General features: G+C 73.5%; 24 protein-coding genes. 12 read left to right on the top strand and 12 right to left on the bottom strand.

What is annotated here, in order from left to right:
• Positions 1-1,236 (bottom strand): DUF4032 domain-containing protein, encoded by a 1,236-nt coding sequence (locus tag ABZ719_RS22920; RefSeq protein WP_366727033.1) that lies wholly within the window; start codon positions 1,234-1,236, stop codon positions 1-3.
• 377 nt (positions 1,237-1,613) lie between these two features.
• A complete protein-coding gene (locus ABZ719_RS22915; protein WP_366727032.1) occupies positions 1,614-2,360 on the bottom strand; it encodes an MBL fold metallo-hydrolase in 747 nt (248 codons plus the stop codon).
• 294 nt (positions 2,361-2,654) lie between these two features.
• Between ABZ719_RS22915 and ABZ719_RS22910 the strand changes: the two genes are divergently transcribed.
• The 6 genes from ABZ719_RS22910 (at position 2,655) to ABZ719_RS22885 (ending at position 10,155) form a co-directional block, all read left to right on the top strand.
• A complete protein-coding gene (locus ABZ719_RS22910; RefSeq protein WP_366727031.1) occupies positions 2,655-3,383 on the top strand; it encodes a TetR/AcrR family transcriptional regulator in 729 nt (242 codons plus the stop codon).
• Positions 3,320-4,993: an FAD-binding dehydrogenase gene (locus tag ABZ719_RS22905; RefSeq protein WP_366727030.1), complete on the top strand. Its 1,674-nt coding sequence runs from the start codon at positions 3,320-3,322 to the stop codon at positions 4,991-4,993. Before ABZ719_RS22910 ends, ABZ719_RS22905 begins: the two co-directional genes overlap by 64 nt.
• 335 nt (positions 4,994-5,328) lie before the next feature.
• Positions 5,329-6,792: a M1 family metallopeptidase gene (locus ABZ719_RS22900; protein WP_366727029.1), complete on the top strand. Its 1,464-nt coding sequence runs from the start codon at positions 5,329-5,331 to the stop codon at positions 6,790-6,792.
• A gap of 92 nt (positions 6,793-6,884) precedes the next feature.
• A complete protein-coding gene (locus ABZ719_RS22895; RefSeq protein WP_366727028.1) occupies positions 6,885-7,598 on the top strand; it encodes a response regulator transcription factor in 714 nt (237 codons plus the stop codon).
• Complete coding sequence (locus ABZ719_RS22890) at positions 7,595-9,460, top strand: HAMP domain-containing sensor histidine kinase (protein WP_366727027.1); 1,866 nt, start codon at positions 7,595-7,597, stop codon at positions 9,458-9,460. The genes ABZ719_RS22895 and ABZ719_RS22890 overlap by 4 nt, the downstream gene beginning before the upstream one ends.
• A gap of 245 nt (positions 9,461-9,705) precedes the next feature.
• Positions 9,706-10,155, top strand: coding sequence for a DUF6098 family protein (locus tag ABZ719_RS22885; RefSeq protein ID WP_366727026.1), 450 nt, complete (start codon positions 9,706-9,708; stop codon positions 10,153-10,155).
• A gap of 270 nt (positions 10,156-10,425) precedes the next feature.
• On the opposite strand, the gene ABZ719_RS22880 is transcribed toward ABZ719_RS22885, so the two are convergent.
• Complete coding sequence (locus ABZ719_RS22880; protein ID WP_366727025.1) at positions 10,426-10,680, bottom strand: WhiB family transcriptional regulator; 255 nt, start codon at positions 10,678-10,680, stop codon at positions 10,426-10,428.
• Between the two features lie 259 nt (positions 10,681-10,939).
• Here ABZ719_RS22880 and ABZ719_RS22875 point away from each other — a divergent pair, with 259 nt between their 5' ends.
• Positions 10,940-12,247, top strand: coding sequence for an MFS transporter (locus tag ABZ719_RS22875; RefSeq protein WP_366727024.1), 1,308 nt, complete (start codon positions 10,940-10,942; stop codon positions 12,245-12,247).
• Positions 12,248-12,261: 14 nt separating this feature from the next.
• On the opposite strand, the gene ABZ719_RS22870 is transcribed toward ABZ719_RS22875, so the two are convergent.
• Positions 12,262-12,714, bottom strand: coding sequence for a cyclic nucleotide-binding domain-containing protein (locus ABZ719_RS22870; RefSeq protein WP_037853861.1), 453 nt, complete (start codon positions 12,712-12,714; stop codon positions 12,262-12,264).
• 450 nt (positions 12,715-13,164) lie between these two features.
• On the opposite strand from ABZ719_RS22870, the gene ABZ719_RS22865 reads away from it, so the two are divergent.
• From ABZ719_RS22865 to ABZ719_RS22855, 3 genes are all read left to right on the top strand, one after another.
• On the top strand, positions 13,165-13,602 hold the full coding sequence (locus tag ABZ719_RS22865) for an ATP-binding protein (RefSeq protein WP_366727023.1): 438 nt from the start codon (positions 13,165-13,167) through the stop codon (positions 13,600-13,602).
• Positions 13,603-13,856: 254 nt separating this feature from the next.
• Positions 13,857-14,723 carry a SigB/SigF/SigG family RNA polymerase sigma factor gene (locus tag ABZ719_RS22860; RefSeq protein WP_366727022.1) on the top strand — a complete coding sequence of 289 codons (867 nt, stop codon included), beginning with the start codon at positions 13,857-13,859 and terminating at the stop codon, positions 14,721-14,723.
• Between the two features lie 272 nt (positions 14,724-14,995).
• Positions 14,996-15,436: a hypothetical protein gene (locus ABZ719_RS22855; RefSeq protein ID WP_037853856.1), complete on the top strand. Its 441-nt coding sequence runs from the start codon at positions 14,996-14,998 to the stop codon at positions 15,434-15,436.
• A gap of 40 nt (positions 15,437-15,476) precedes the next feature.
• Here ABZ719_RS22855 and ABZ719_RS22850 read toward each other — a convergent pair whose 3' ends face one another.
• The 3 genes from ABZ719_RS22850 to ABZ719_RS22840 all read right to left on the bottom strand — a co-directional run bounded on the left by ABZ719_RS22850 (position 15,477) and on the right by ABZ719_RS22840 (position 19,913).
• Positions 15,477-17,699, bottom strand: coding sequence for an FUSC family protein (locus tag ABZ719_RS22850; protein ID WP_366727094.1), 2,223 nt, complete (start codon positions 17,697-17,699; stop codon positions 15,477-15,479).
• Positions 17,700-17,930: 231 nt separating this feature from the next.
• The gene (locus ABZ719_RS22845; RefSeq protein WP_366727021.1) at positions 17,931-19,304 is read right to left on the bottom strand and encodes an NAD(P)/FAD-dependent oxidoreductase; all 1,374 of its coding nucleotides are present in this window, start codon (positions 19,302-19,304) and stop codon (positions 17,931-17,933) included.
• 228 nt (positions 19,305-19,532) lie between these two features.
• Entirely contained in the window at positions 19,533-19,913 is a 381-nt protein-coding gene (locus ABZ719_RS22840) for an STAS domain-containing protein (RefSeq protein ID WP_366727020.1), read from the bottom strand.
• A 227-nt stretch (positions 19,914-20,140) separates the two neighbouring features.
• Between ABZ719_RS22840 and ABZ719_RS22835 the strand changes: the two genes are divergently transcribed.
• The gene (locus tag ABZ719_RS22835) at positions 20,141-20,515 is read left to right on the top strand and encodes a PRC-barrel domain containing protein (protein ID WP_366727019.1); all 375 of its coding nucleotides are present in this window, start codon (positions 20,141-20,143) and stop codon (positions 20,513-20,515) included.
• A 37-nt stretch (positions 20,516-20,552) separates the two neighbouring features.
• Here the strand turns inward: ABZ719_RS22835 and ABZ719_RS22830 are convergent, their stop codons facing one another.
• Positions 20,553-20,987 (bottom strand): ATP-binding protein, encoded by a 435-nt coding sequence (locus ABZ719_RS22830; protein ID WP_366727018.1) that lies wholly within the window; start codon positions 20,985-20,987, stop codon positions 20,553-20,555.
• A 219-nt stretch (positions 20,988-21,206) separates the two neighbouring features.
• Between ABZ719_RS22830 and ABZ719_RS22825 the strand changes: the two genes are divergently transcribed.
• Positions 21,207-21,440, top strand: coding sequence for a DUF6480 family protein (locus tag ABZ719_RS22825; RefSeq protein ID WP_366727017.1), 234 nt, complete (start codon positions 21,207-21,209; stop codon positions 21,438-21,440).
• Position 21,441: 1 nt separating this feature from the next.
• Here ABZ719_RS22825 and ABZ719_RS22820 read toward each other — a convergent pair whose 3' ends face one another.
• The 4 genes from ABZ719_RS22820 to ABZ719_RS22805 all read right to left on the bottom strand — a co-directional run.
• Positions 21,442-22,530 carry a glutamate--cysteine ligase gene (locus ABZ719_RS22820; protein ID WP_366727016.1) on the bottom strand — a complete coding sequence of 363 codons (1,089 nt, stop codon included), beginning with the start codon at positions 22,528-22,530 and terminating at the stop codon, positions 21,442-21,444.
• 129 nt (positions 22,531-22,659) lie between these two features.
• On the bottom strand, positions 22,660-24,885 hold the full coding sequence (gene glgB / locus ABZ719_RS22815) for a 1,4-alpha-glucan branching enzyme (protein ID WP_366727015.1): 2,226 nt from the start codon (positions 24,883-24,885) through the stop codon (positions 22,660-22,662).
• 4 nt (positions 24,886-24,889) lie between these two features.
• Positions 24,890-26,278 (bottom strand): maltokinase, encoded by a 1,389-nt coding sequence (locus ABZ719_RS22810; RefSeq protein WP_037853841.1) that lies wholly within the window; start codon positions 26,276-26,278, stop codon positions 24,890-24,892.
• Positions 26,279-26,309: 31 nt separating this feature from the next.
• Positions 26,310-26,623 (bottom strand): alpha-glucosidase C-terminal domain-containing protein (locus tag ABZ719_RS22805; RefSeq protein ID WP_366727014.1); only part of this gene is annotated, 314 nt, incomplete at its 5' end.

Here is a 26,623-nt window from a genome sequence, read left to right as displayed (position 1 = left end):
CTACTCGGGCGCGGTGGGCTCCAGCGTCGTGCGGGCCTTGGGCAGGACGTTCCTGACGTAGTCCTCGACCGCCGTGTCCAGGCCTATGTCGTGCTGCGCCCGCTCGGACAGGTACCAGCGGTGCTCCAGCAGCTCGTGGTAGATCTCCGCCGGGTCCATCGCGCCGCGCAGCTCGCGCGGCACCTCCCGCACGGTGGGCCGGAACACCTCCCGCACCCAGCGGTGCGCGAGCACCTCGGGCCGGGCGGAGAGGGGGTCGCCCGGGGCGTAGTCGTCCTGGGTGGCCATCCAGCTCTCCAGGTCGGTCAGCAGCCGCCGCGCCTGGTTCTCCTCGGTGTCCAGGCCGGTCAGCCGCAGCAGCTGCCGCTGGTGGTGGCCCGCGTCGACGACCTTGGGCACGAAGGTGACCGTGTCGCCGTTGGAGGAGTGCTCGATCTGCATCTCGGCCACGTCGAAGCCGAGGTCGTTGAGGCGGCGGATGCGGCGCTCGATGTAGTGGTACTTGCCCGCCGGGTACACGGAGGTGCGCGTCAGCTCCCGCCACAGCCCGTCGTAGCGGGCGCAGATCTCGGTGCCGAACTCGATCGGGTCCACCGAGGGGTGCAGCGCGCCCGAGGCCTCCAGGTCGAGCAGTTCGCCGCTGATGTTCACCCGGGCCAGGTCGAGGTCGTAGTCCCGCTGCCCGTCGCTGAGCCGCGGGTGCAGCTCACCGGTCTCGGCGTCGACGAGGTAGGCGGCGTAGGCGCCCGCGTCGCGCCGGAAGAGCGTGTTGGACAGCGAGCAGTCGCCCCAGGCGAACCCGGCCAGGTGCAGCCGCACCAGCAGTACCGCGAGGGCGTCCATCAGCCGGTGCATGGTGGCCGGCCGCAGGGTCGTCTCGAACATCGAGCGGTACGGCATCGAGCCGCCCAGGTGCCGGGTGATGAGCACCGGTTCCAGCGGCGCCCCGGCGCGGTCCGTGCGGCCGGTGACCACGGCGAGCGGGTCGACGGCGGGGATGGCGAGCCGGTCCAGGTCGCGCAGCAGCTCGTACTCGCGCAGCGCCGGGCGCTCGGCCAGTTCCTTGACGGCGATCACCTCCTCGCCGGCCCGGGCGTAACGCACGACGTGCCGGGAGATGCCGCGCGGCAGCGGCACGAGGTACTCCTCGGGCCACTCCTCCAGCGGCGTCTCCCAGGGCAGTTCGAGCAGGAGCGCGGGGTGCTCCGGGTTGGTGGCGCTGATCTGCAAAGCCATGGCGGAAACTCTAGATCCTGTCGTTCACATTCCCGTCGCCGCCCGCAGGGCGGCCCTGCGGCGTCCGGTGCGTGCTCTCGGTGCGCCGGACGGAAGTCCACGTACCGGCGTGCTCGGGCTTTCGTCCGGTGCGGCGAGCGGGGCCCCTGCTCGAAGAGCCCGGGGGAGCGTGCCAGGCGCCGCGGGGCGGGCGGGAACGCGATGACAGGACCTGAGAGCTGCGAACGAAAAGGGGTGTCCGGCTCGCGACGCCCGGCACGCACCCTCGCGGCGTTGCCGAAAGGCCCTGACAGCTCCGCCACAAGGACCTTCCAGCGCCTTGCGATCGCACGCACCGGACGCCGCGCGCCGATCGGACTCCCCTTTTGTCCGCAGCCCTAGAGCGCGTGTTCCCTGGCCCGTCGGGCGGCCGCGTCCACCGGGCCGCGGTGGACGGGGCCGTGGCCGGGCAGCAGCACGTCCGCTTCGAGTCCTTCGAGTATCTCCAGCGAGGCCAGGGCCCGGGCACGCTCGTGGTGGAACATGTCGGGCAGCAGCTGGGGGCCGGTGATCCGGGAGGTGGGGTGGCCGCTCACCAGGGCGTCGCCGGAGATCACCACGCCCGCGTCGGGCAGGTGGAACACCGTGTGGCCGCGGGTGTGGCCGGGCGTGTGCACGGGCACCGGCCGCCCGGGCAGGTCGAGCGGACCCGCCACGGGGAACGGCTCGGGGGCGGCGACGGGCAGGTGCGCGGTGCCGCCGACGCGCAGCGCGTGCACCACCCACGGCAGCACCCCCGGCCGCCAGCCGTTGCGCAGCACCGTCCCGACGCTCACCTGGTGCAGGAACTCCCGCCGGGCGTGCGGGACTTCCTCCTCATGGAGGCGGACCGGGGTGCCGTACACGGTCCGGAGGTGCTCGGCGGAGCCCAGGTGGTCGTTGTGCGCGTGGGTGATCAGCACGGCCGCCACCGCCTCCGGTGAACCGCCCACCGCGGCCAGCGAGTCGAGCAGGTCCTGTCGGTCGCCCGGGTAGCCGGTGTCGACGAGGGTGAGCGCGTCACCCTCGGTGAGGATCACCCAGTTGGTGTTGTTGCCGTGCACCAGGTAGGTGCCGTCGGCCACTTGCCGCACGTCCGCAGTCATCGATCTCCCCAAGCCGTGGATGGCCCCCGCGGGGGACAGCAAACCAGATGTGATCACCGGCCCGGCGACGGGGAACCCGCGGGCCCGCCCCGGCCGGTGCCCGCGACGGGCGTTCCGGCGCCAGCGGTGCCCCCGCGGTGCGCCCGGAGTGCCCCGCAGTGGCCCCGGGGTGCCCCCGCGGTGCCTCCGGGGTGCCCCAGCGGTGCGGCGCGGTGGGCCGGGGCGGTGCGTGAGGCCTTCCGATACACCGGTGCATCGGATACATTCACGTATCGGGACGGAGGTGGCAGGGGCATGACACAGCAGGGGCCGGAGCCGGGAACGCGGCCGGCCGCCACGAAGCGCCGGGCGCGCACCCGCGCCGACCTCCTCCGGGCCGCGTTCGAGGTCTTCGCCGCCAAGGGTTTCGGGCGCGTGTCGATCGAGGAGGTCTGCGAGGCCGCCGGGTACAGCCGCGGCGCCTTCTACTCCAACTTCACCACCCTGGACGAGCTGTTCTTCGCCCTCTACCGCGAGCGCGCCGAACTGATCGCCCGCCAGGTCTCCACAGCGCTCGCCCTCGACGGACCGGACCTCGACGTGGCCGCCGCCGTCGACCGGGTCACCGACGTCCTGCTGCTCGACCGCGACTGGCTGCTCGTGAAGACGGACTTCCTGGTGCACGCGGCCCGCGACCCCGCCGTGGCGGACGTCCTGCGCGAGCACCGGGCGCGGCTGCGCGGGGCGATCGCCGAACGGCTGGCCCGCGCGCACCCCCGCACCCCGCTGCCCGCCGTCCTCGGTGACGCGGACGGCGCCGCCCACGCGGTCGTCGCCGCCTACGACGGGGTCACGGTCCAACTGCTGCTGGACAAGGACGTGGACGGCGCCCGCGCCTGGCTGCGGCACCTGCTCACCGCACTGCTCACCGACGGCAGCGGCACCGCCGCACGCACCCACCGAGAAGGGAACGGGACACCATGGACGCGGACGTCATCGTCGTCGGAGCGGGCCTCGCCGGCCTCGTCGCCGCGCACGAACTGACCAGCCGGGGCCGCCGGGTCGCCCTCGTCGACCAGGAGAACGCCGCCAATCTGGGCGGCCAGGCGTACTGGTCGTTCGGCGGGCTGTTCCTCGTCGACTCCCCCCAGCAGCGGCGCCTGGGCGTCAAGGACTCCTTCGAACTCGCCTGGAACGACTGGCAGGGCAGCGCGGGGTTCGACCGGGCGGACGACGAGGACGCCTGGGCGATGCGCTGGGCCCGCGCCTACGTCGAGTTCGCCGCCGGGGAGAAGCGGTCCTGGCTGGAAGGACACGGCATCACGCTGCTGCCCACCGTCGGCTGGGCCGAGCGCGGCGGTCTCCGGGCCGACGGCCACGGCAACTCCGTACCCCGTTTCCACATCGCCTGGGGCAGCGGCACGGGAGTCGTCGAGCCCTTCGCGCGGTACGCCGTGGAGGCGGCCGGGAAGGGACTGCTCACCTTCCACCACCGGCACCGGGTGGACGAACTCGTCGTTGAGGGCGGCGCGGCGCGCGGCGTACGGGGCACCGTCCTCGCCCCGGACGACTCGCCCCGCGGTGTCGCCTCCAACCGCGAGGAGACGGGCGCGTTCGAACTCACCGCCCAGGCCGTGATCGTCACCAGCGGCGGCATCGGCGCCGACCACGACATCGTCCGCCGTTACTGGCCCGAGCGGCTCGGCACCCCGCCCGCCCGCATGGTCACGGGCGTCCCCGCCTACGTCGACGGCCGGATGCTCGACATCAGCGCCGCGGCCGGCGTGCGCCTGGTCAACCGCGACCGCATGTGGCACTACACCGAGGGGGTGCGCAACTGGAACCCCGTCTGGCCCGGCCACGGCATCCGCGTCCTGTCCGGGCCGTCCCCCCTCTGGCTCGACGCGCTCGGCCGCCGCCTGCCCGACCCCTGCCTGCCCGGGTACGACACGCTGAGCACCCTGCGGTACCTGCGCACCACCGAGGACATCGCCGCCCACGACCACTCCTGGTTCGTGCTGACCCGCAGGATCATCGAGAAGGAGTTCGCGCTCTCGGGCTCCGAGCAGAACCCCGACATCACCGCCAAGGACCGCAAGGCCCTGCTGCGCGAGCGGCTGCTCGGCAAGGGGGCGCCGGGGCCCGTGCGGGACTTCGTGCGGCACGGCGCGGACTTCGTCGTCGCCGACACCGTCGAAGAACTCGTCGGCAAGATGAACCGGCTCACCGACCGCCCGCTGCTCGACCCCGCCGAGGTGCGCCGCCAGATCACCGCCCGCGACCTCCAGATGACCAACCCGTACAGCAAGGACGCCCAGGTCCAGGGCATCCGCAACGCCCGCCGCTACATCGGCGACCGCCTCGGCCGGGTCGCCGTCCCGCACCGCGTCCTCGACCCCGCCGCCGGGCCGCTGATCGGCGTCAAGCTGCACATCCTCACCCGCAAGACCCTCGGCGGCATCCAGACCGACCTCGACTCCCGCGCGCTCGGCCTCGACGGGCAGCCCGTCGAGGGGCTGTACGCGGCGGGCGAGGTCGCCGGGTTCGGCGGTGGCGGCCTCCACGGCTACAACGCGCTGGAGGGCACCTTCCTCGGCGGCTGCCTCTTCTCGGGCCGCGCGGCCGGCCGCGCCGCGGCCGGACAGGTCGTCTGAGCGGGGGCCGTCCCGGCGGGTCGTCCGAGCGGGGCCCGTCCGACGAGTCGTCCGGACGGGGCCGGATCGACGGGCCGTCTGAACGAGGCGGCAGGATCGACGGATCGCCTGAACGCGGCGGCAGGACCGACGGATCGCCTGAACGCGGCGGCAGGACCGACGGATCGTCCGAACCGGGACCGCGGGCCCGCAGTCCGCCTGGCCGGGCTCGGTGGCCCGCCCTCCCCCAGGGCGACGGGCGGGCCGCCGCACAGCACTGCCGTGACGCGTCAGGAGGGTTCTACTCTGGGGGCGCTTGATCACGCGCCGCCCCAGCCCCCTTCCGAGGAGACACCGTGACGCCAACCGGCAAGCACCGCCCCGCCCCACGCGCCGTGACCGCCGCCGTCCCCGTCGCGGTCGCGGCGCTGCTGGCCGCCGGCGGACCCGCTGTCGCGGGCCCCGTCGCCACCCCCGCCGCGCCCGCCCGTCCCGCGCCCGCCGCGTCCGCGACGACCGGTGCCCCCGGCGCGGGAGACCCCTACTTCCCGCTCGCCGGCAACGGCGGCTACGACGTCTCCCACTACGACCTGACGCTCCGGTACGACCCCGGCAGCCGCCGGCTCGACGGCACCGCCGTCCTCACCGCCCGGGCCACCCAGCCGCTCACCCGCTTCGACCTCGACCTCAAGGGCCTGAAGGTCACCGGCGTCACCGTCGACCACGCCCGGGCAACTCACCGGCGCGACGGCCAGGAACTCCTCGTCACCCCGCGCACCGCCCTGCGCCCGGGCCACCGCTTCCAGGTCACCGTCACCTACAGCGGCACCCCCGCGCCGGTCACCGACCCCGACGGCTCCCCGGACGGCTGGATCCCCACCGACGACGGCGCCTTCGTCGCCGGGGAACCGCAGGGCGCCATGACCTGGTTCCCGGCGAACAACCACCCGCTGGACAAGGCGACGTACGACTTCACCCTCACCGTCCCCCAGGGGCACACCGCCGTGGCCAACGGCGTCTACCTCGGCAGCCGCACCGCCCACGGCCGCACCACCTACCGCTGGCGCCAGTCGGAGCCCATGGCCGCCTACCTGGCCACCGCCACCGTCGGCAGGTTCCGTGTCGAGCGGTACACCACCCGCGACGGCGTCCAGGTCTACAACGCCGTCGACCCGCGCGAGGCGGCCGCCGCCGCACCCGTACTGAAGCAACTGCCGTCGGTCCTGGACTGGGAGAGCCGGCTCTTCGGGCCCTACCCCTTCCGGGCCGCCGGAGCGATCGTCGACCACGCACCGGACGTCGGGTACGCGCTGGAGACCCAGACCCGCCCCCTGTACGACTCCGCACCCGACCTCGGCACCCTCGTCCACGAGAGCGCCCACCAGTGGTTCGGCGACTCCGTCTCCCTCACCCGCTGGCAGGACATCTGGCTCAACGAGGGCTTCGCCACCTACGCCGAATGGCTCTACACCGAGCAGCACGGCGGCCCGAGCGCCCAGCAGGAGTTCGACGCGCTGTACGCCCGGCCGGCGAGCGACGGACTGTGGGCCTTCCCGCCCGGCGACCCGGGCAGCGGCAGGAACATCTTCGCCACCCCCGTCTACGCCCGCGGCGCCATGACCCTGCACCAGCTGCGCAGGGCCGTCGGCGACCGGGCCTTCCTCCGGATCCTGCGCACCTGGGCCGCGTCCCACCGCGCCGGACACGGCACCACCGCACAGTTCACCGCACTCGCCGAACGCCTCTCCGGCAAGGACCTGGACGGACTCTTCCGCACCTGGCTGGACACCCGCGGAAAGCCGGCCACCTCACGGCCCTGACGAGTTCCTCACATGCGTCGGCCAAGGTCGACGCATGATCACCCGACGACGCCGTGCCGTCCCCGGCCCGCCGACCGCTTAGGATCCGCCAGGTGTGCGCACATGTGCTGGTCGCCGAGGACGACGAGATGCAGGCCGAACTCATACGCCGCTCCCTGGTGGGGGAGGGGCACACCGCGACCGTGGTCCACGACGGCCGGGCCGCCCTGGACGCGGCCCGGCTGCACCGGCCCGACCTGGTCGTCCTGGACCTGATGCTCCCCCGGATCGACGGCTTCGGGGTGTGCCGGGCGCTGCGCCGCGACGGCGACGTCCCGGTGCTGATGCTCACCGCCCGCTCCACCGAGGACGACATCCTGCTCGGCCTGGAACTCGGCGCGGACGACTACATGACCAAGCCCTACAGCCCGCGCGAACTCATGGCCCGCGTCCGCACCGTACTGCGCCGCAGCGGCCGGGCCGGTGAACGGCGCGAGGACCCCGTCGTGCGTGCCGCGGGGCTCGCCGTCGACCCGGTACGGCACGAGGTGCGCTGCGAAGGGCGACCGGTGGAGTGCACCCCGGCCGAGTTCGAGATCCTGCTCGCCATGGCCGCCGAACCCGAACGGGTCTTCACCCGGCGGCAGTTGCTGCGCTGCACGCGTGGCCTGGAGCGGGCCTCGACCGAACGGGCCGTCGACGTGCACATCATGAACCTGCGCAAGAAGCTGGAGGCCGACCCGCGCAGACCGGCCCGGCTGCTGACCGTCTTCGGTGTCGGCTACAAACTGAGCGGCGGCCACGAACCGGGCGGCGGCACTCCATGAGCGGGGGCGCCGGGGCGCAGGGCGGCATACCGCTGCGCAAGCGGCTGCTGGTGCGCCTGCTGATCGCCTCCGTCCTCATCGCCGGCTGCTCCGTGGCCGCGACGGCCTGGCTGGCCGTGCAGACCACCACCAGCGCCCTGCGCCAGGAACAGGGCCAGGACCTCGCCGACGACGTGGCCATCCTCGCCCGGCTCAGCGGCTACGCCGCCACCCACCCCGACTGGAAGGGAGTCGGGCCCGCCGTCCGCGAACTGGCCGCGCGAACCGGCCGCCGGATCGCCCTCGCCACCGGCGACCGCACCCCCGTCGCCGACTCCGCACCGCACGGCAGCCCGCTGCCGCCGAGCCCCGCCGCCACCGTCGACCCGCTGCACACCGACACCTACACCCAGCGCGGAGCCCAGCTCAGCGGCGTCGACCCGCGCGCGGTCGGCCCCTATCTGCTGCCGGCCGGCGAACGCGCGACGATCGACCGGATCGCCGAGAAACGCAGGCGCTGCTTCGAGACCAACGGCGTACCCGCCACGATCCGGCACACCCCGAGCGGACGTCCCTACCTCGTCGGTGCCGACGGCACGGCGGACACCTATGTGCCCGACGAGTGCGCGGACGGCGCCCTCAACAGTCCCACGCCCACCGAGCACAAGGCCCTGGACGAGCTGCGGCGGCGGGCCGGCGGCTGTCTCGTGCGCGCCGGGCTGGACCCGGGCTTGGTCCGGTTCCTGTCCTTCGGCCCCTCGTCCGCGGGCCCCGGCAGCCACTACCCCTTCAGCAAGGTCGTCAAGGGCGACGACGAGCGGGTGCGCAAGGGACAGCAGTGCGCCGACGACGCCTACCGCGAGCAGCTCGACCCCTATGTGGCGCCCGCCGCCCAGCTCTTCCTCGGCGGCGGCGTCCGGACGGCACCCCGCTTCGTCATGTCCTCCGGCAACAAGGCCAAGGTCGTCGGAGCCGCCGGACTCGTGCTGGCCGTCACCGTCGCCGTCACCGCGCTGGTCGCCGGCAGACTGGTACGGCCGCTGCGCGCCCTGACCGAGGCCGCCCGGCAGCCGCCGGACCAGCACGTGAGGGTCCCGGTCACCACCCGCGACGAGACCGGTCTGCTCGCCCGCACCTTCAACGAGCTGACCGAACGCCGCGAGCGCCTGGAGGCCCAGCGCAAGGCGATGGTCAGCGACATCGCCCACGAACTGCGCAGCCCGCTCACCAACATCCGCGGCTGGCTGGAGGTGGCCCGCGACGGCCTCGTCGACCCCGACCCCGCCCTGCTCGCCTCGCTGCACGACGAGGCGCTGGTGCTCCAGCGCGTCATCGACGACCTCCAGGACCTCGCCGCCGCCGACGCGGGCACCCTGCGCCTGCACCGGGAACCGCTCGTCGCGGGCGACCTGCTCGACCAGGTCACCGCGGCCCACCGGGTCGCCGCCCGCACCGCCGGCGTCGCCCTGCGCACCGCGTGCGAGGACGGGCTGTGCCTGGACGCCGATCCGGTGCGCATGCGGCAGGTGCTGGGCAATCTGGTGTCCAACGCGCTGCGCCACACCCCGTCGGGCGGCACCGTCACCCTGACCGCCCGCGCCGACGGCGACGAGGTCGTGCTCACCGTCACCGACACCGGTACCGGCATCGCACCCGAGGACCTGCCGCACGTCTTCGACCGGTTCTGGCGGGCGGAGAAGTCGCGCAGCCGCCGCACCGGCGGCAGCGGGCTGGGCCTCGCCATCGTCCGCCAGCTGGTCGACGCCCACGGCGGCACCGCCACCGCGGCCGGCGAACTCGGCGCCGGGAGCGTCTTCACGCTCCGGCTGCCCGCGGCCCCGGCCGGCGCACCCGGCGAGGAGCCGGCCGATTCCGTGGGCTGATCCCGGGTACCCCCGCCTACGGACTCGAGGCCGCAGGGCCTGCTGAGGCGAGCCGGAGCCCGCTGAGAGGCGGCCCGGCACACCCGGGTCAGAGGGAAAGCGCCCGCCGAGGTGGCGGAAACGCCCGCGGAGGCGGGACGGAAGCGCTCGCCGGGTGGGACGGAAACGCCCGCCGAGGTGGCGGAAACGCCCGCCGGGGTGAGGCGGCCGTGCTCACCCGGGCGGGGCAGGAGGGAGACCACGACATGAGCGCGCCGGACGATCTGCCCGTCGTGCATTCGCTGACCGGGCTCGCCACCCTCGTCGGGCGGCACACCGGCCTGTACGTGCGCTGGTCCCGGGGCCCGGCGACCGATCTGGGGGCTGCCTCCAGCGTCGACGAGCTGACCGGCGTCCGCATGCCCGGCCTGTCGGCCAACCCGCTCGACGTGGAGGACTGGTGGCAGGACCGGTCCGTGGAGCTGTGGGTGGCCCGCCGCCTGTACGACTACGCGCACCTGCCGCACGACAAGGGCCCCGGAGTCCGCCCCTGGGTCCTCACGGGCCGGGAGACGGGCCGGGGCCCGGACAACGAGCCGCTGGTCGTCGACGTGCGGCCGCTGTGCTGGATCGACGCCGAGGTCATCGACGCCGCGCGGGCGGAGGTCTCCCGGCAGGAGGCCCGCTGGGGCACGCTCCGCCGCTCGGGCGGGTGAAGTCCCGGCCGTGCGGGCGGCCTTGCCGAGGCCGCGACCGGGATTCGGTGCTCCGACGCCGGTCCGGATTCCGGGAACGGGACCGACGCCGGTGCGGATCACGAGACCGGGACCGCCGCCGGTGCGGATTGCGGAACCCGGGCCGAGACCAGTTCGGGTCCGGAACCGCGACCGACGCCGGTCCGGGTCACGAGACCGGGACCGACGCCGGTCCGGATCACGAGACCCGGACCGAGGCCGGTTCAGGTCTCGGTCCGGGTCCCGGGCCGGTCATCCGGAACGGTGGCGGGCCGTGGCGCGGCGCCGCCTGAGCGCGCGCCGTTCGTTCTCGCTGGTCCCGCCCCACACGCCGAGGGGCTGGGCCGTCTCCAGCGCCCACTCCAGGCACTCGTCCCGGACGGGGCAGCGCCGGCACACCGACTTGGCCTGCTCGGTCTGCACCAGCGCCGGACCGGTGGTGCCGATCGGGAAGAAGAGATCCGGATCCTCGTGGCGGCACGCGGCGTGTTCGCGCCAGTTCTCCATGAAATGTCACCTGCGATCGAAAGTCGTCCGTGCCTCGTCAACTTCGTGCTCGCCGTCGGGTCACCCGCCGCCGCGCGCTGAAACAGCGTGCGCGGCCCGGCGGCGGACCTTCGCACAATCCGCACACAGCCGAGCGGGGGACGGCACCGGGCCGGAACCGTCTGCCGTGTCCGTCGCCCGGAACGCGTGTGCGAGAGGCGTGGCCGGTGCTGCGATAGTGGGTCCGACCAGAAAGATGTAACGAGCAACCAGGAAGCCCGTGGACACCAGCGAGACCACCGACAGCAGCAGCCCGGCCCGGACCGGCGGCGGCCCGGACGCCGGCGAGGCCCGGCGGGGCTGGCGCCGCTGGGCGATGGACACCCGTCCGCTGCGCCGCCCCGCCTACCGCAGGCTGTGGTCCTCCACCATCGTCACCGCGGTCGGCAGCCAGCTCACCGCCGTCGCCGTACCCAAGCAGATCTACGACATCACCGGCTCCTCGGCGTGGGTCGGCTACGCGAGCCTCGCGGGTCTGGTGCCGATGGTCGTCTTCGCGCTGTGGGGCGGCGCCGTCGCCGACACCGTGGACCGGCGCAAGCTGCTGCTCGTGACCAACTGCGGCATCGCCGTCACCTCGCTGCTGTTCTGGGTGCAGGCCCTGACCCGGCTGGACTCGGTGGCGGTCCTCATGGTGCTGCTCGCCCTCCAGCAGGCCTTCTTCGGGCTCAACTCCCCGGCCCGCAACGCCTCCATCGCCCGCCTGGTGCCCGAGGAGGAGCTGCCCGCGGCCAACGCCCTGGGTTCCACCGTCATGCAGACCGGACTGGTGGCGGGACCGCTGCTGGCGGGTGCGCTGATACCGGTCATCGGACTGCCCGAGCTGTACCTCGCCGACGCCGTGGCCCTGTGCGTCACGGTGTGGGCGGTGTGGCGCCTGCCGTCGCTGCCGCCGCTGACGGGCACGGACCGGCGGCGCGCGGGGGTGCGCGAGATCGCGGCCGGGTTCCGCTACATCTCGGGGCACAAGGTGCTGCTGCTGTCCTTCCTCGCGGACATCATCGCCATGGTCCTCGGGATGCCCCGCGCCCTGTTCCCGCAGCTCGCCGCCGAGACCTTCGCCCCCTACGGGGAAGGTCTCGCGCTGGGCCTGCTGTTCGCGGCGGTCCCCATCGGCGCGGTGGCCGGGGGCCTGTTCTCCGGCACCTTCTCCCGGGCGCGCCGGCACGGCTGGATGGTGATCGGCGCGGTCACCGCCTGGGGCGTGGCCGTCGCGGGGGCGGGCCTGAGCCGCAACCTGTGGATCGCGGTGGCGTTCCTGGCCGCCGCGGGAGTGGCGGACATGGTCTCCATGGTGTTCCGCGGCGCGATCCTGCTCTCCGCCGCCACCGACGAGATGCGCGGCCGGATGCAGGGGGTGTTCACGGTCGTCGTGGCGGGCGGGCCGCGCCTGGCCGACGTCCTGCACGGTACGGCCGGCTCGGCGTTCGGACCGCGCGCGGCCGTGGCCGGCGGCGGGCTGCTGGTCGTCGTCCTGATGCTGGGACTGGCCGCCGCCGCGCCGGCGCTGCGCCGCTACCGCATCTGAGGCGGGAGGCCGTCCTAGACGTTCCGCCGGGGGATCGTGTACTGCTCCAGCAGCCTGCCGCGGGTCGTCTCCAGCCGGTTGGCCAGGATCTCCGCGACGGTGCGCACCAGGGACAGTCCCAGCAGCGGGTCCTCCACGGACAGGGCCAGTACCGCCGCACCGTCGAACTCGTAGGCGCGCACCCGGCTGAACGCCTCGGCGCCGAAGTCCCACTCGTAGGGCGGGAAGAGCCACGACCAGCCGAGCAGATCACCCGCGCCGAGGCTCGCCACGGTGACCCTGCGGGTCGGTGTGACGTGCTGGTCGAGGTGGACGGCGCCGGAACGGATCACCCAGAAGCGGTCGGCGGTGCCTCCCGCCTCGAAGATCCTGGTGTCCTCCGGGAAGGACACCTCCCGCGCGACTTCCATCAGGCGGTCGCGCTGCTTGTGGGGGAGGGCGGTGAGCAGTTTTATCGCTTTGGTCATGACCGGGACTCCTCACCGGCGTTCGGTTCCGCGCATCTGCCTACGCCCATTTCAGCGGCTGCGGGCACGTGGGGCACCTCGGCGGACGAGGACGTGAAAAAGCCCTGGCTGGACGGGGGAGGCCAGCCAGGGCCGTATGCGGCGGCGTCCAGGAGACCGCAGTGGGGTCGACCCCGGCGCCGCGTATGCATGAACAGTAAACCATTTTCGGTCGTTCTCCTCGGTCGAGAAGGGTCCGAGTGACCGGTTTCACTCGTTTTCATCCCCCCGGTGACCCGCACGTTCACGCCACGCGCCCGCCGCGCAGGACAGGGACGCCCGGCCGGTCGCCCGTCGCCGCCGGATGTTTGGTCCGGCCCGCGAGGGCTAGCCGGACGGTGAGGCCGGCGGAGTGCGTACCGCACGGAGAACCCTCACCACGCAGGGAGCGAGGAACAGGGGAGCGGAGAGATGCCCGAGAAGCACAGGACCACCCCGGTCGTGGAGCCGCAGTCCGGCGCGGCCCGGGCCGAGGCGTGCAGGCCGGCCGACGCCCGGCAGGCCGTGGTGGACGTGATCACCGCGTGCTGCCGCGCCGGCCATCCACCGTGCGACGCGCACGCCGTCTCCGACGCCCAGCTCGTCGCCTCCGAACTCACGACCAACGCCATCCTGCACGGCGGCGGGGTGACCGACTTCCACGTCGACGTCGTCGGACCCGAGGTCCGCGTCTGTGTGAGCGACCGCAGCGACCGGCTCCCGGTGGCCCGGCCCCCGACGGATCCGCAGGGCCGCTTCCGCAGCGGCGGGCACGGCTGGCCGATCGTGTGCCGGCTGGCACGTGACGTGCAGGTCCGCGACCTGCCCGCCGGCGGGAAGTGCATCAGCGTCCTGGTGCCCCTGACCTGAAGGCGCGGGGCCCGGCAGGCGCGCAGGCCGTCGCCGAAAGCGCCCGCGCACGCCGGGAGCGTTGCCCGCTGCAAAGAAATCCGTGAAGCGGAGTTTGTTCCTCCCACCCCAGGGCAGACGGAATTTCGTGCTTCGGACCGGAGGCGCGCCAGCGGGAGCGGCACGGGTGCTCCGGAGGCCCTTCGGATCGCCCCGGGCGAGTGCCCCGCCTCCCGCGGTACATCCCTGAAACCACCGTTCAGGAGCGATTCCGCATGCTGATCGACATATCGACAAGCCGTTCCGGCATTCCCGAGGACCAGGCCGCTCCCACACGGCGGCAGCACGACGACGCACCCGAGACCGAGGCCCTCTTCCGACGCCTGGCGGCTCTGCCGGAGGGGCCCGAACGGGACTCGGTCCGCGACGAGCTCGTGACCGCCTGGCTCCCGATGGCCCACCGCATCGCGGGCCGCTTCCGCGACCGCGGCGAGTCGATCGAGGACCTGCGGCAGGTGGCGGCTCTGGGCCTGGTCAAGGCCATCGACCGGTTCGACCCGGACCGGGGCGCCTTCGAGAGCTACGCCGTGCCGACCATCACCGGCGAGGTGAAGCGGCACTTCCGGGACCGGATGTGGGCGCTGCGCGTGCCCCGCCGGGTCCAGGAACTGCGCAACAAGGTGCGCGTGGCCCGCCGCGAACTCACCCAGAACCCCGGCAGCCCCGAGCCCTCCATCGCGGCGGTCGCCGCCCACACCGGGCTGACGGAGGAAGAGGTCAGCACGGGCATGGAGGCCCTGGACAGCTTCAGCACCCTCTCCCTGGACGCGGAGATGTCCTCCGGGGCCGACGGCTACAGCCTGGCGGACACCCTGGGCGCGGCGGACTCCTCGTACGACGTCGTCGTCGACCGCGAGTCGGCCAAGGAGGGGCTGCGCAGGCTTCCCGAACGCGAACGCGCCATCCTCTACATGCGCTTCTTCGAGGACATGACCCAGAGCCGCATCGCCGACCGGCTCGGCATCTCGCAGATGCACGTGTCCCGGCTCATCAGCCGCAGCTGCGCCCGGGTCCGGGACGAGGTCCTCGCCGAACGCACCGCCCGCCGTCCGCACGGCCCCCGCCCCGGCGCCCCCCGCTGACCGGCCGGACCCGAAGGCCGCGTCGCGTCACCTCCGGCCCGGCCGGGGACCGCGTCGCGTCCCTCCGGACCGGCCGGCCCGCGCCGTCCCGCCGCACTGCCCACCGACCGCCGACCCCCGGCCACACGCCGCACGGCCCGCAGCCGTGCGGCGTGGTGCTGCGTCGGGGTGCTGCGCGGTGCTCCGTGCGGTCGCGCCCGGCTTTCCCGCAGGCCAGGGGCCGGAAAGCGCCGGCCGCGTCTGAGAGCGCCCGCCCGGGGAACACGGGGGAGATGGACAAAGACGAGCTTCCGCCCGACGACCGGGCCGTGGAGGTGTACCTCGACCTGCTGCGGATCCGGATGCCCGAGGACGACTACGAGCTTCTGCTCACCGTCGTCGACCCGGTGCTGCGCGCCATACACGAACAGGGAGAGCAAGGCGTGCCCACCACGGACTTCCCGCTGGACGGGCCGCAGACACAGGGGCTGCCGCAGCAGATACGCGACGAGGCGGCCCTGGTCATCGCCACCGCGGTCACGGGGCGTCTGGACAACGAGCTGGTCGTCCTGGACATCGAGGAGACCGGCCCCGTCCGGGTCGTCACCGACGCCACCACCGCCGCCGACCCGGCCCGCCTGACGGAGATCGCCGACTACATCCGCGACCGGCACCGGGAGACCGAGGAACTGCGCGGCATCGCCGCCGCCAGTGACCTGCCGACCGACTTCTGAGACCCGCCGCCGACCGCTTCCCGCGCCCCCGCTGCCGTCCTCACCGCTGGGAGGTCGGCACCTTGACACCCAGCGGCCGGGCGAGGCCCACCACAGCCTCGTCCAGGCGCTGGAGGTGCCGCAGCACCCGGTCGGTGATCCGGCCGTAGCGGGGCGTGCCGGGAGCGGCGCCCGACTCCAGGAGGGACGCGATGCTCGGGCCGGTCTCGATCTCGGGGGCCTGCTGCTCACCCGCCACGTGCGCGGTGAGCGCCGCGATGTTGTGCGTGATCCGGCGGCAGGCCTGGCGCAGCCGCGGATCCGCCGCTATCGAGGGATGCGTGGGCAGCAGCTCGGCCGTCGCCGCCAGCGACCGCGCGTGGTAGGCGCACGTCTCCAGCAGGGCCAGGAGGTACTGGGCGGTGTTGCGCCGCGCCCGCAGCGGCGTGATCGGGTGGGTCAGCGGCTGGACGGCCCCCCGCAGATCGCTCAGCGCCTGGTCCAGGTCGCGCGCCTGGTCGAGGAGGTCGGCCTGCCGGCCGCCGCTCAGCTGGTCCACGGCGGTGCCGGTCACGTCGTAGAGCCGTTCGAGGACCGTGACGAGCAGTTCGTCCGTACGCCGGCCGGTGTGCACCGGCAGGACCACGGCCGCCGCGATGATCCCGCAGGCCGCGCCCAGCGCCGTCTCCTCGATGCGCAGCAGCAGCACCGACAGGCTGTAGGTGTGCAGCAGCGTGTACAGCAGGCCCAGCGCCGCCGTGACGAAGAACGACATCAGCGTGTACGACAGCGGCGCGGTGTAGAACATCGCGAAGACGAAGAGCAGCACCAGGGCCAGCGCCGGCCAGGTGTGCGGCCCGACCAGACCGGCCAGCACGATACCGGCCACCACGCCGAGCACGGTGCCCAGCAGCCTGCGGTAGCCCTTGACCAGGATCTCGCCCGTGGACGAGGTGTTGATGAAGACGATCCAGCAGGTCAGCACCGCCCAGTACCAGCGCTGGCTGGAGAGGAACTCGCCTCCCACGATGGCCAGCGACGAGCCGAGCGCCACCTGCACCGCGGCCCGTGTGGTGGGCCGCCGCAGACCGGTGGCGGCCTCCTCCATGGCCTCCTCGCCCGCCTCGGCGCCCTCGATGGCGGCGTCCTCGGCGTCCAGCTCCTCCCGCGAGCGGGTGGTGGCCGGGGTGTCGTCTGACTCGTCCTGCGGTGTGCCCAGCGCGGTCCGCAGGCCCAGTACCGCGCGGGCGGCCTCGCCGATGCCGCGGAAGACGTCCTGCACGGCGGCCGACGCGGCAGGCAGGTTCTCCTCCTCCCGGTAGCCCAGGAGCCGGTTGCGCACATGCGTCATGGCGGTGCCGCCGCCCTCGCCGACGGGCCGCAGCACCAGCATGCGCAGCGCCCCCAGGTCCCGGCGCAGGGTGTCCGTGGCCTCCTCGCGCACCGGCAGTCTGCCGTGCGAGGGGACGGGGGCGCCGGGCAGGTGGAGCGTGAGCGTGTCGGTGCGTTCGCTGCTGCGGGCGTTCAGCAGGAGCAGCCCCAGCCGCTCGGCGGCGATCTCGGCGCCCGCGATGCGCCGCTGCACCAGCCGGGCCACGGCCTCGTCGGAGGTGCCCTGCTCCAGCCGGCCCTGGATCATGAGGGCCGTCTCGTGCAGCCGGGCGGTGCCCTCGCGCACCGCCTCCAGGGCCTTGTCCGCCTCGCCGGGACCGGCGTCCAGCAGCTCCAGCTGGGCGGACACCAACTGGGCCAGCCGCACCCGGAAGGCCTCGCGCAGCCGCAGCAGGATGCCCGCCGGGGTCTCGTAGACGATCACGAAGCGCATCAGGGCGCTGGAGGCGAACGCGAGGGCGACGACGACGTACAGGGACAGCAGCGTGTGCGCGGTGGCGCCCACGAACAGCGACATGAAGTAGACCTGGAAGCCGATCAGGCCCAGCGCGTTGCCGCGGTCGCCGAAGCGGCGGCTGTAGACGGCGCAGAAGATCAGCGCGACGAAGAAGACGTCGCCGGCGATCACGCGCGAGTTGAGCAGCGCCCCCAGGGACACGGACGCCAGCGCGACCGGGAGGCCGAGCGCGAGCGTCACGGCCTGCTGCGAGCGCTGTTTCTCACGGATGGCGAAGGTGGCCGCCATCGACGCGATCGCGCCGGCCACCAGGTGCGGCACCGGCACGCGCAGCGCGCCCAGCACGGCCAGGGTCAGCGCTATCGATCCGGCCGTCCTTGACCCCGCGGCCAGCCTCAGCAGCCCGGGATCGGACGCCGCGACGCGATCCCGCAGCCGTGCCCAGACCGACCCCTCCGCTGCACTCACGCCGCCGTACTCTCTCCCGATCCCCGTGGATCTTCGTGATGATCCGTTTCTCCAGCATCGCACGCCGCGGCCGGACCGCTCCTCGCGGCCCGGCCGGGCGCGGCGGTGCGCCGCTCGCGTGGTGTCACCCCGCCCGCGTGGCTTCACCCCGCCCGGGGCGGGCCGCCGCGCGAGCGGGGCCGCCCCGCGGCGGCCGGGTCACAGCGCCCGGCTGCGCGACTTCTCCACGTACTCCTGCACCTGCTGTGCCGTCATGTACGCGTCCGTGTACTCGAAGTCCTTCAGCTTGGCCGGCTTGCGGGCCTGGAAGCCGGTGCGGACGAAGTCGTCGCCGGCGACCGCGTTGAGCAGCCAGTTGGTGCCGACCCGCACCTTGGCGACGTTGGTGCGCAGCGCCCCCAGGTGGTAGCCGCGGGCCACCGCCTGGGCGGGCACCCCGTGCAGTTCGACACCCAGCGGCTTGGCGACCGCGTCCGCGCCGCCCAGGTCCACCACGAGGCCCAGGTCCTTGTGCTCGTAGGGCTGCATGGGCTGGTGGCGCAGCGAGGCGACGAGGTTGGCGGCGACGCGCTTGCCCTGCCGGGAGGCGTGCTGGGCGGTCGGCGGGCAGACGGCGCCGTCGTCCTTGGCGAGGTCCGGCACGGCGGCGGCGTCACCGAGCGCGAAGACGCCGTCGTACCCGGGCAGGCACATCTCGGCGGTCACCGCGAGCCGGCCCCTGACCGTGTCCGCGCCGAGGGTGGCGATGAGCGGGCTCGCCACCACGCCCGCCGTCCAGATCAGGGTGTGGGTGGGCACCACCCGGCCGTCGGTGAAGGTGACCTCCTCCGGGCCCGCCTTGGCGATCGAGACGCCCAGCGAGATCTCGATGCCCCGCCGGCGCAGGTCCTCCTGGGCGCTGCGGCCCAGCTTGTCGCCCAGCTCCGGCATCAGCTTGGGCGCGATGTCGATCAGGTGCCATTTGATCAGCGACGGGTCGAGCCGCGGGTAGCGCTTGACGGCGGCGTGCGTCAGGCGCTGCAGGCAGGCGGCGGTCTCGGTGCCGGCGTAGCCGCCGCCGACGACCACGAACTGGAGCCGCGCGGCCTGCTCCGCCGGGTCGTCGCTGGCGTCGGCCAGGTCGAGCTGGGTGATGACGTGGTCGCGGACGTAGGCGGCCTCGGCGAGCGTCTTCATGCCGAAGGCGTGGTCGGTGAGACCGGGGATGTCGAAGGTGCGGGTGATGCTGCCGGGGGCCAGCACGATGTAGTCGTACGGCTCGTCGACGATCCGGTCGGTGATGGTACGGATGACGCAGACCTTGGCCTTCAGGTCCACGCCGATGGCGCCGCCCGGAATGATCCGGGTGCGGTACTTCTTGCTGCGGCGCAGCGAGACGGCGATCGACTGCGGCGTCAGCACGCCGGAGGCGACCTGGGGCAGCAGCGGCAGATACAGCTGGTAGGCGAACGGCGTCACCAGGGTGACGTCGGCCTCGCTGGGCGAGAGGGTGCGTTCCAGACGGCGGACGCACTCCACGCCGGCGAAACCTGCGCCGACCACCAGGATCCTGGGTCGTGTCACGGTGTTCATCCCTTCTGCGGCTCCAGGCGGTATGCCTCGACGTCAAGCGCCTGCCCCTGGATCGCTGCTTCGCACCTCTTCGCTCCCGCCGTGCCGCCGGTCCTCCTCCGCCCGGCCGGGCACGACGGCCGCACACACGTGTCGATCACCACCATGCCCGCCCCGGGCCGTGCGCGCACCAGAAAGGACCGCACCGGCCGCCCCGGGCGGCACGGCACGGGCCGGGTGCCCCGTCCTTCACTCAGGCCGCGCGGCCGGCTCGTCGACCCGGGCCAGCGCCTCCTCGGCGGTGTCGGACACCGGCACGGTGAGGCTGACCCCGGTGAGGTCGAGGATCCGCCGCACCGCCGGAACCGGCGCGATGATGTGGACGCTGCCCGGACGGTCGCGGACCTCCTGGTACACGCGCAGGATGATGTTCATGCCGGAGGAGTCCATGAACGGCACCCCCGTCAGGTCCAGCAGGAAGTGCCGCCGGCCGTGGTGGAGCTGGTTGGCCAGGTGCGCCTGGAGTTCGGTCGCGGTGTCGACGTCCAGGTAGCCCTCGACCGCGAACAGGGCCACGTCCTCCCGGATCAGGGTGACCTCGACGGACAGCGGGTTCTGGGCAACGGACACGAGTACCTCCAACGAGTGCGGACTGCGCCTGCGCGCCTACCCCCGTACCGGCCCGGCACACGTGCGGGGTGAGCGGCCCGGCCGTCGAATGCGGACGTCGGCGCAGGGTAGGTGGTGCGGTGGAGTGATCGGGAAGGCCGCGGGCCCGCCGGGACGGCCGGGGGACCGCCACGGGGGCGCGGAGCCGCCCGCGGAGGGCTGTGCGGCCGCAGAGAGGAAGGGGCAGCGTGACCATCGAGGGAATCTGGGCGTATCCGCCGCGGGCCGGCCGCACCGGGGACATGGACCTGACCGGCTTCACCGTCGTGGCGGGTGACGGCACCATCGGCCACGTGGACCGGGAGGCCGACACCTTCGGGATGCGGCACCTGGTCGTGGACACCGGCGTCTGGGTCTTCGGCCGCAGTGTCCTGGTCCCGGCGGGCGTGGTCCGCCGAATCGACCCGGCCGGGCGCAGGATAGAGGTCTCCTGTTCGCGGGCGGAGATCAAGGCGGCGCCGCGTTTCCGCACCGACAGCGAGACCGGCGACCGCGGCTACCTGACGCGGGTGGGGGAGTACTACCACGGGCTGCCGCCGCGCCAGGAGGCGGACACCGCCTGACCGGACCCGCGCGCCCCGCGGGGCGGCGGTCGCGGGCTCACCAGGGCAGGAAGACGTGCACGTCCTTGCCGTGGTCGGTGACGACGACGCTGACCTGGTCGCTCAGCGTGTGGATCAGGTGCCAGCCGATCCCGCCGCCGCCCCGGCTGGGATGGAACGGCCGCGGCGCCGGCGGCGTGGTGCTGGTGTCGCTCAGCGTCACGTGCACCCCGTCGAAGGTCCGGCGCATCCGCAGCACGAACGGCCCCGGAGCGTACTGCACGGCGTTCGCCGCGAGTTCGGTGACCACCAGCAGGATGTCGTCCCAGTGCTCGGGGGCCGCCGGCAGCGCGCTGCGCGCGAGATCGTCCAGGAACTCCTCCGCGGCCAGCCGCGCGCCCGTCACATGGTGCAGCTCGCCCGCGAAGCGAGCGGTGCGGCTCGGAATGCCCTCGGTGGCCAGTGTGTCTTCCCCATGCGGATCGGTTGCCATCTCGCCTTCCCTGCCCGGCGTGCGCAGGGCGTCGTCGTCCTTGTCCCTTCCGTTCGTCCCCTGTCTAGTTCCCGTGCGCGGGGAGGCTACGCGTCGCCGCACCATGGCACGCGTCTCAGCGCAGGGGCACCATCGGTCGCCTCCCCGCTCGTCCGCCACGGCGGCATCAGGCCGCGGATCCGGTGGTACCCCGCGCGCAGGAGTGGGGACTCGGAGGGCATGAGTCACGTCAATCCAGATCCCGACCCGGACCGGACGCCCGGGCTCGAGCCGGGCGGCGGTGTGCCACCGGGGGAGACCCCGCCCGCCGAGAGCAGCATGCCCGAGGCCGGTCCCCGTGAGCCGGAGGCCACCTCCCGGGGGTGGGCGAAGACCCCGCTCACCCTCATCCTGCTCCTCGTCCTGCTGGTCGCCGCCGGCTTCCTGGCCTACGCCCTCGCCCTGATCTTCTGAATCACTCCTGGGTGAGCCGCACGCACTCGGTGACGACCTCCCGCAGACTGCCCGTGCGCTCCAACAGCTCGCGCTGCGTGCGGGCACCGTTCCCGCGGGTGAGCAGGGTGTCCAGCAAATCGCGCGCCTGTTCGAGATCGCCGGTGTCGGCGAGGGCGTCGGAGACATGGTCGAGCAGCGCCCCCAGCACCGACCGCGCGGGCAGCCGCCGCATGGTGTGCGGGTGCAGCAGCTCCGCGCCCGGCCCGGTCCGGGCGGCCTGCCAGGCGGCCAGCCGCAGCAGGCTCACGCTGTGGTCCACCGGCGCGACGCCCGCCCGCCACTCACGGGCGGCGGTCTCCACCAGGGCGCGCGCCAGCGTGGCCACCAGGCGGGCCGTACCGGCGTGCAGGCACACGTCCGCGACCCTGATCTCCACGGTCGGGTACCGCTCGGACAGGCGCGCGTCGAAGTACGCCATCTTCTCGTCGAGGATCACCCCGGTGGCGACCATGTCCGCCACCAGCCGGTGGTAGCGCTCCGCCGATCCGAACAGCCCGGTGGGACCCGCCGAGGGCCAGCGGTCCCACACGCGGCTGCGGTAGCTGTCGTAGCGGGTGTCCTTGCCCTGCCAGAACGGCGAGTTCCCGCTGATCGCCACCAGCACCGGAAGCCACGGCCGGATGCGGTCCAGGACCGCGACGCCCTCCTCGTCGGAGTCGACGGCCACGTGCACGTGCATGCCGCAGACCAGTTGCTCCTGCGTCGCGATGCCGTACTGCTCGGCCAGCCACTGGTAGCGGTGGTTCATGCCGATGGACGGGCTCACCGGCAGCGGCGAGGTGGCCAGCGCGGCCACCGCGCAGCCGATCTCCCCGGCGTGCCGGGCCGCCTCCTTGCGGCAGCGCACGATCTCGGCGCCCAGTTCGGCCATGTCCGTCTGCGGATGCGTGGCGAACTCCAGCATCTGCCCGTACAGCTCTTTCTCGAACACGTCCTGTTCCGCGTCGGCCGCCTCCGCGCGGGCGAGCACCGCGGCCGACAGGGCCTTCGGCTCACCGCTGTCCGGGTCCACCAGGAGGAGTTCCTCCTCCACTCCGACGGTCCGCACCTCGTGCCGCCCTTCGTCCCGTGACACCGGCCGGGTGCCGGGGTCGTACGACCCCGACTGCCCCGAGGCGGCCGCCGGACACCCGGTGCGGTGGACGGAGTCCGGCGGCCGGCCGGTGACCCCGCGCCGTCAGGCGGGATACGGGGTCAGCCAGACGGTGGCCAGCGGCGGCAGCGTGAGACGGACGTGCCCGTCCTCCGGCTTGACCGGGTCGGGGTTGGTGACGTCCCCGCCGCCGTAGCGCGCCGCGTCGGTGTTCAGGACCTCGCACCAGGCGGTGACGTCGACGGGCACGTCCAGGCGGTACCCCTCGCGGACCACGGGGGAGAAGTTCGACACCGCCAGCAGCGGGGCGCCCGCCGCGTCGTGGCGCAGGAACGCGAAGACGTTGTCGTCGGCCGCGTCCACCGCGACCCAGCGGAAGCCCTCCGGCCGGGTGTCGCGCTGCCACAGCGCCGGAACGTCCCGGTACAGCCTGTTCAGGTCCCGCACCAGGTCCCGCACCCCGCGGTGATCGCCCGCCCCGCAGTTGGCGCCCTCGTCCAGCAGCCACCACTCCGGGCCGTGCTCCTCGGAGAACTCACCGCCCTGCGCGAACTCCTGCCCCATGAAAAGCAGTTGCTTGCCGGGGTGGGCCCACATGAAGCCCAGGTACGCCCGGTGGTTCGCGCGGCGCTGCCACCAGTCGCCGGGCATCTTCGACACCAGGGCCTGCTTGCCGTGCACCACCTCGTCGTGCGAGATCGGCAGCACGTAGTTCTCGCTGTAGGCGTACACCATCGAGAAGGTCATCTCGTGGTGGTGGTACTTGCGGTGCACCGGCTCCTTGCTCATGTACTGGAGCGAGTCGTGCATCCAGCCCATGTTCCACTTCAGCCCGAACCCGAGCCCGCCGCAGTCGGTCGGCGCGGTCACCCCGCCCCAGGCGGTGGACTCCTCCGCGATGGTCACCACCCCCGGCGCCCGCCGGTACACGGTGGCGTTCATCTCCTGGAGGAACGCCATCGCGTCCAGGTCCTCCCGGCCGCCGTACTGGTTGGGCGTCCACTGGCCGGAGTCGCGCGAGTAGTCCAGGTAGAGCATGGAGGCCACCGCGTCCACGCGCAGCCCGTCGATGTGGAACTCCTCGCACCAGTAGACGGCGTTGGCGACCAGGAAGTTGCGCACCTCGGTACGGGCGTAGTCGAACTCGTACGTCCCCCAGTCGGGGTGCTCGGCACGCTGCGCGTTCCCGGGCTCGTACAGCGGGTCCCCGTCGAAGCGGGCCAGCGCCCAGTCGTCCTTCGGGAAGTGCGCCGGCACCCAGTCCATGATCACGCCGATCCCGGCCCGGTGGCAGGCGTCGACGAAGTACCGGAAGTCGTCCGGTGAACCCAGCCGCGAGGTCGGCGCGTAGTACGAGGTCACCTGGTAGCCCCAGGAGCCGCCGAAGGGGTGCTCGGCGACCGGCATCAGCTCCACGTGCGTGAAGCCCAGGTCCTTGACGTACGCGGGCAGCTCCTCGGCCAGCTCCCGGTAGGTCAGGCCCTTGCGCCAGGACGGCAGGTGCACCTCGTACACCGACAGCGGCGCCTCGTGCACGGGCGTGTCCCCGCGGTGCGCCATCCACTCGGCGTCGCCCCACTCGTGGTGCGCGGCCGTCACGACGGAGGCCGTGTCCGGCGGCACCTCGGTACGCCGCGCCATGGGGTCGGCCTTCAGGAACCGGCCGCCGTACTGCGAGGTGATCTCGAACTTGTACCGCGCGCCCTCGCCGACGCCGGGCAGGAACAGCTCCCACACCCCCGCCGCGCCCAGCGAGCGCATGGGGAACGCGGTGCCGTCCCAGTACGTGAAGTCACCGGCGACGCGCACCCCGCGGGCGTTGGGCGCCCACACCGTGAACCGGGTGCCCGCCACGCCCTCGTGGGTCATGGGCTCCGCGCCGAGCGCCTTCCACAGCTGCTCGTGCCGGCCCTCCCGGATCAGGTGCAGGTCCAGCTCGCCGAGGGCGGGCAGGAAACGGTAGGGGTCGTGGACCTCGTACTCCTCCTGCCCGTAGCCGACCACGAGGGTGTACTCGGGGACCGCGTCCAGCGGGAGCACGGCCGAGAACAGGCCGTCGCTCTCACTGACCAGCGGGGTGCGCCCGCCGTCGGTCACCACGCTCACCGCGCAGGCGAACGGGCGCAGTGCCCGGACGGCGACCCCGCCCGGCACCGGGTGCGCGCCGAGCAGCGCGTGCGGGTCGTGGTGGGCGCCGCGCAGCAGGCGCTCACGGTCGGCGGGGTCCAGGGGCGGGGCCGCCTGGGCCCGGCCCGCCGCGGGCGGGACGGGGCCGGACGGCTCGGGAAGTGACGTGTCGCGCAGTGCCACCGGTTCAGCCTCCTCTCACGGCGAGACGTTCGATCGCCGCCATCGGTACGGCGAGCCAGTCGGGGCGGTGCCGGGCCTCGTACAGCACTTCGTACACGGCACGGTCCGTCTCGTAGGCCCGCAGCAGGGCGTGTTTCTTACGGGGGTCCCAGCCGGCCCGGGAGGCGTAGCCGGCGCAGTACGCCTCCCGGCAGCGGCGCGCCCACTCCGGCCGCCAGGGGCGGCGCTGGCGGGCGGCGTAGTCGAAGGAGCGCAGCATGCCCGCCACGTCCCGCACCGGGGACTCGGGGATGCGGCGCTCGGCGAGCGGACGCGAGGGCTCGCCCTCGAAGTCGATGACGAACCACTCGCGTCCGGCCCGCAGCACCTGGCCCAGGTGCAGGTCGCCGTGCACCCGCTGCGCGGCCGGTCCGGCGTCGCAGCTGGCCAGCGCGGCGAACGCGGTGCGCAGCCGGGTGGTGTACGGCCGCAGCGCGGGCACCGCCTGGGCCGCCGCCTCCAGCCGCTCGGTCATCGCCACCGCCGTACGGGCGACCTCACGGTGCCCCGCGGTCGGGAAGGCGTCGGCCAGCGCCAGGTGCACCTCCGCCGTGGCCTGCCCCAACTGGTGCGCCTGGGCGGTGAAGTCGTCACCGGTGGCCAGCGCCCGCAGGGCCAGGGTCCAGCCGTCGGCCGCGTCGGGCAGGAACGGCTGGAGCACGCCGAGTGTGGCCTCCTCCGGCCGGGTGGTGCGCAGCCAGGCCACCGGGGCGGGGACCCGGCTGCAGCCCTGCCGGGCCAGCGCCCAGGGCACCTCCAGGTCCGGGTTGACACCGGGCTGGACGCGGCGGAACACCTTCAGGATGAACTCGTCGCCGTACACGATGGAGGAGTTGGACTGCTCGGCGTCCAGCAGCCGGGGCGCCAGGCCGCCGGGGATGAGCGCGGACGGGTCCGCCTCGAAGCGCAGCGGACCCGCGCTGCCGGGGTGGCGCAGCCGTTCGAGCAGCAGTTGCGCCGACCGCGGGTCGCACAGGGCGTCGTAGATCGCGTGACCGGCCAGCGGCCCTTCGGCGGCCCGGCCGATGAAGGCGCGGTGCAGCCGCGGGGACAGCTCCTGCCGTACGCCGAGCAGCAACTGGTAGCAGTCGGCCGGCGGCGGCGCCGAGATGCCAGCCGGGGCGGGGACGCCGCCGTGACCGGTGGCGAGCCCGGCGTGTTCGGCGTGGACCAGCAGATGCAGACAGCCCGGGAACAGCTCCGTCATCGACAGCAGCCGCAGATCGGTGACGGGCCGGTCCTTGCCGGCGAACCAGCGCTGCCGCGGCAGCCAGGCGCGCAGCAGCGACCCGAGCGAGGCCATGGGGTCGGCGACGCCGGGGCTGCTCGGCTGGAGGGATGCGGTCTTCGTCATGGTCACGCCTCCTTTCGTCTCGGCCATACGGTCAGACTCGTCGGCCGATCCGGGATGCGGCTCTGGTGAGCCGGAACCAGTAGAAGCCGTGGCCCGCGAGGGTCAGCAGGTAGGGGAGTTCACCGATCGCGGGGAACCGGACGCCGCCGATCAGCTCGACCGGGTGCCGTCCGTCGTAGGTGCGCAGATCGAGTTCGGTGGGCTGGGCGAAGCGGGAGAAGTTGTGCACGCACAGCACCAGGTCGTCCTTGTACTCGCGCAGGAAGGCGAGGACGGCGGGGTTGGAGGAGGGGAGTTCGGTGTAGGTGCCGAGGCCGAAGGCGGGGTTCTGCTTGCGGATCTCGA

Origin of the sequence: Streptomyces sp. NPDC006743 (assembly GCF_040703815.1) — a bacterium.
Classification (GTDB): domain Bacteria; phylum Actinomycetota; class Actinomycetes; order Streptomycetales; family Streptomycetaceae; genus Streptomyces.
The sequence above is the reverse complement of the archived record's forward strand: the minus strand, read 5'-3'. Positions and strand labels throughout refer to the sequence as shown.

Bases quoted from the DNA above. Each gene is read 5' to 3' on its own strand.
- ABZ719_RS22865 (WP_366727023.1), top strand. From the start codon at position 13,165: ATGCCCGAGAAGCACAGGACCACCCCGGTCGTGGAGCCGCAGTCCGGC.
- ABZ719_RS22855 (WP_037853856.1), top strand. From the start codon at position 14,996: ATGGACAAAGACGAGCTTCCGCCCGACGACCGGGCCGTGGAGGTGTAC.
- ABZ719_RS22845 (WP_366727021.1), bottom strand. From the start codon at position 19,304: ATGAACACCGTGACACGACCCAGGATCCTGGTGGTCGGCGCAGGTTTC.
- ABZ719_RS22890 (WP_366727027.1), top strand. From the start codon at position 7,595: ATGAGCGGGGGCGCCGGGGCGCAGGGCGGCATACCGCTGCGCAAGCGG.
- ABZ719_RS22830 (WP_366727018.1), bottom strand. From the start codon at position 20,987: ATGGCAACCGATCCGCATGGGGAAGACACACTGGCCACCGAGGGCATT.
- ABZ719_RS22910 (WP_366727031.1), top strand. From the start codon at position 2,655: ATGACACAGCAGGGGCCGGAGCCGGGAACGCGGCCGGCCGCCACGAAG.
- ABZ719_RS22870 (WP_037853861.1), bottom strand. From the start codon at position 12,714: ATGACCAAAGCGATAAAACTGCTCACCGCCCTCCCCCACAAGCAGCGC.
- ABZ719_RS22885 (WP_366727026.1), top strand. From the start codon at position 9,706: ATGAGCGCGCCGGACGATCTGCCCGTCGTGCATTCGCTGACCGGGCTC.
- ABZ719_RS22905 (WP_366727030.1), top strand. From the start codon at position 3,320: ATGGACGCGGACGTCATCGTCGTCGGAGCGGGCCTCGCCGGCCTCGTC.
- ABZ719_RS22915 (WP_366727032.1), bottom strand. From the start codon at position 2,360: ATGACTGCGGACGTGCGGCAAGTGGCCGACGGCACCTACCTGGTGCAC.
- ABZ719_RS22880 (WP_366727025.1), bottom strand. From the start codon at position 10,680: ATGGAGAACTGGCGCGAACACGCCGCGTGCCGCCACGAGGATCCGGAT.
- ABZ719_RS22920 (WP_366727033.1), bottom strand. From the start codon at position 1,236: ATGGCTTTGCAGATCAGCGCCACCAACCCGGAGCACCCCGCGCTCCTG.
- ABZ719_RS22810 (WP_037853841.1), bottom strand. From the start codon at position 26,278: ATGACGAAGACCGCATCCCTCCAGCCGAGCAGCCCCGGCGTCGCCGAC.
- ABZ719_RS22825 (WP_366727017.1), top strand. From the start codon at position 21,207: ATGAGTCACGTCAATCCAGATCCCGACCCGGACCGGACGCCCGGGCTC.
- ABZ719_RS22860 (WP_366727022.1), top strand. From the start codon at position 13,857: ATGCTGATCGACATATCGACAAGCCGTTCCGGCATTCCCGAGGACCAG.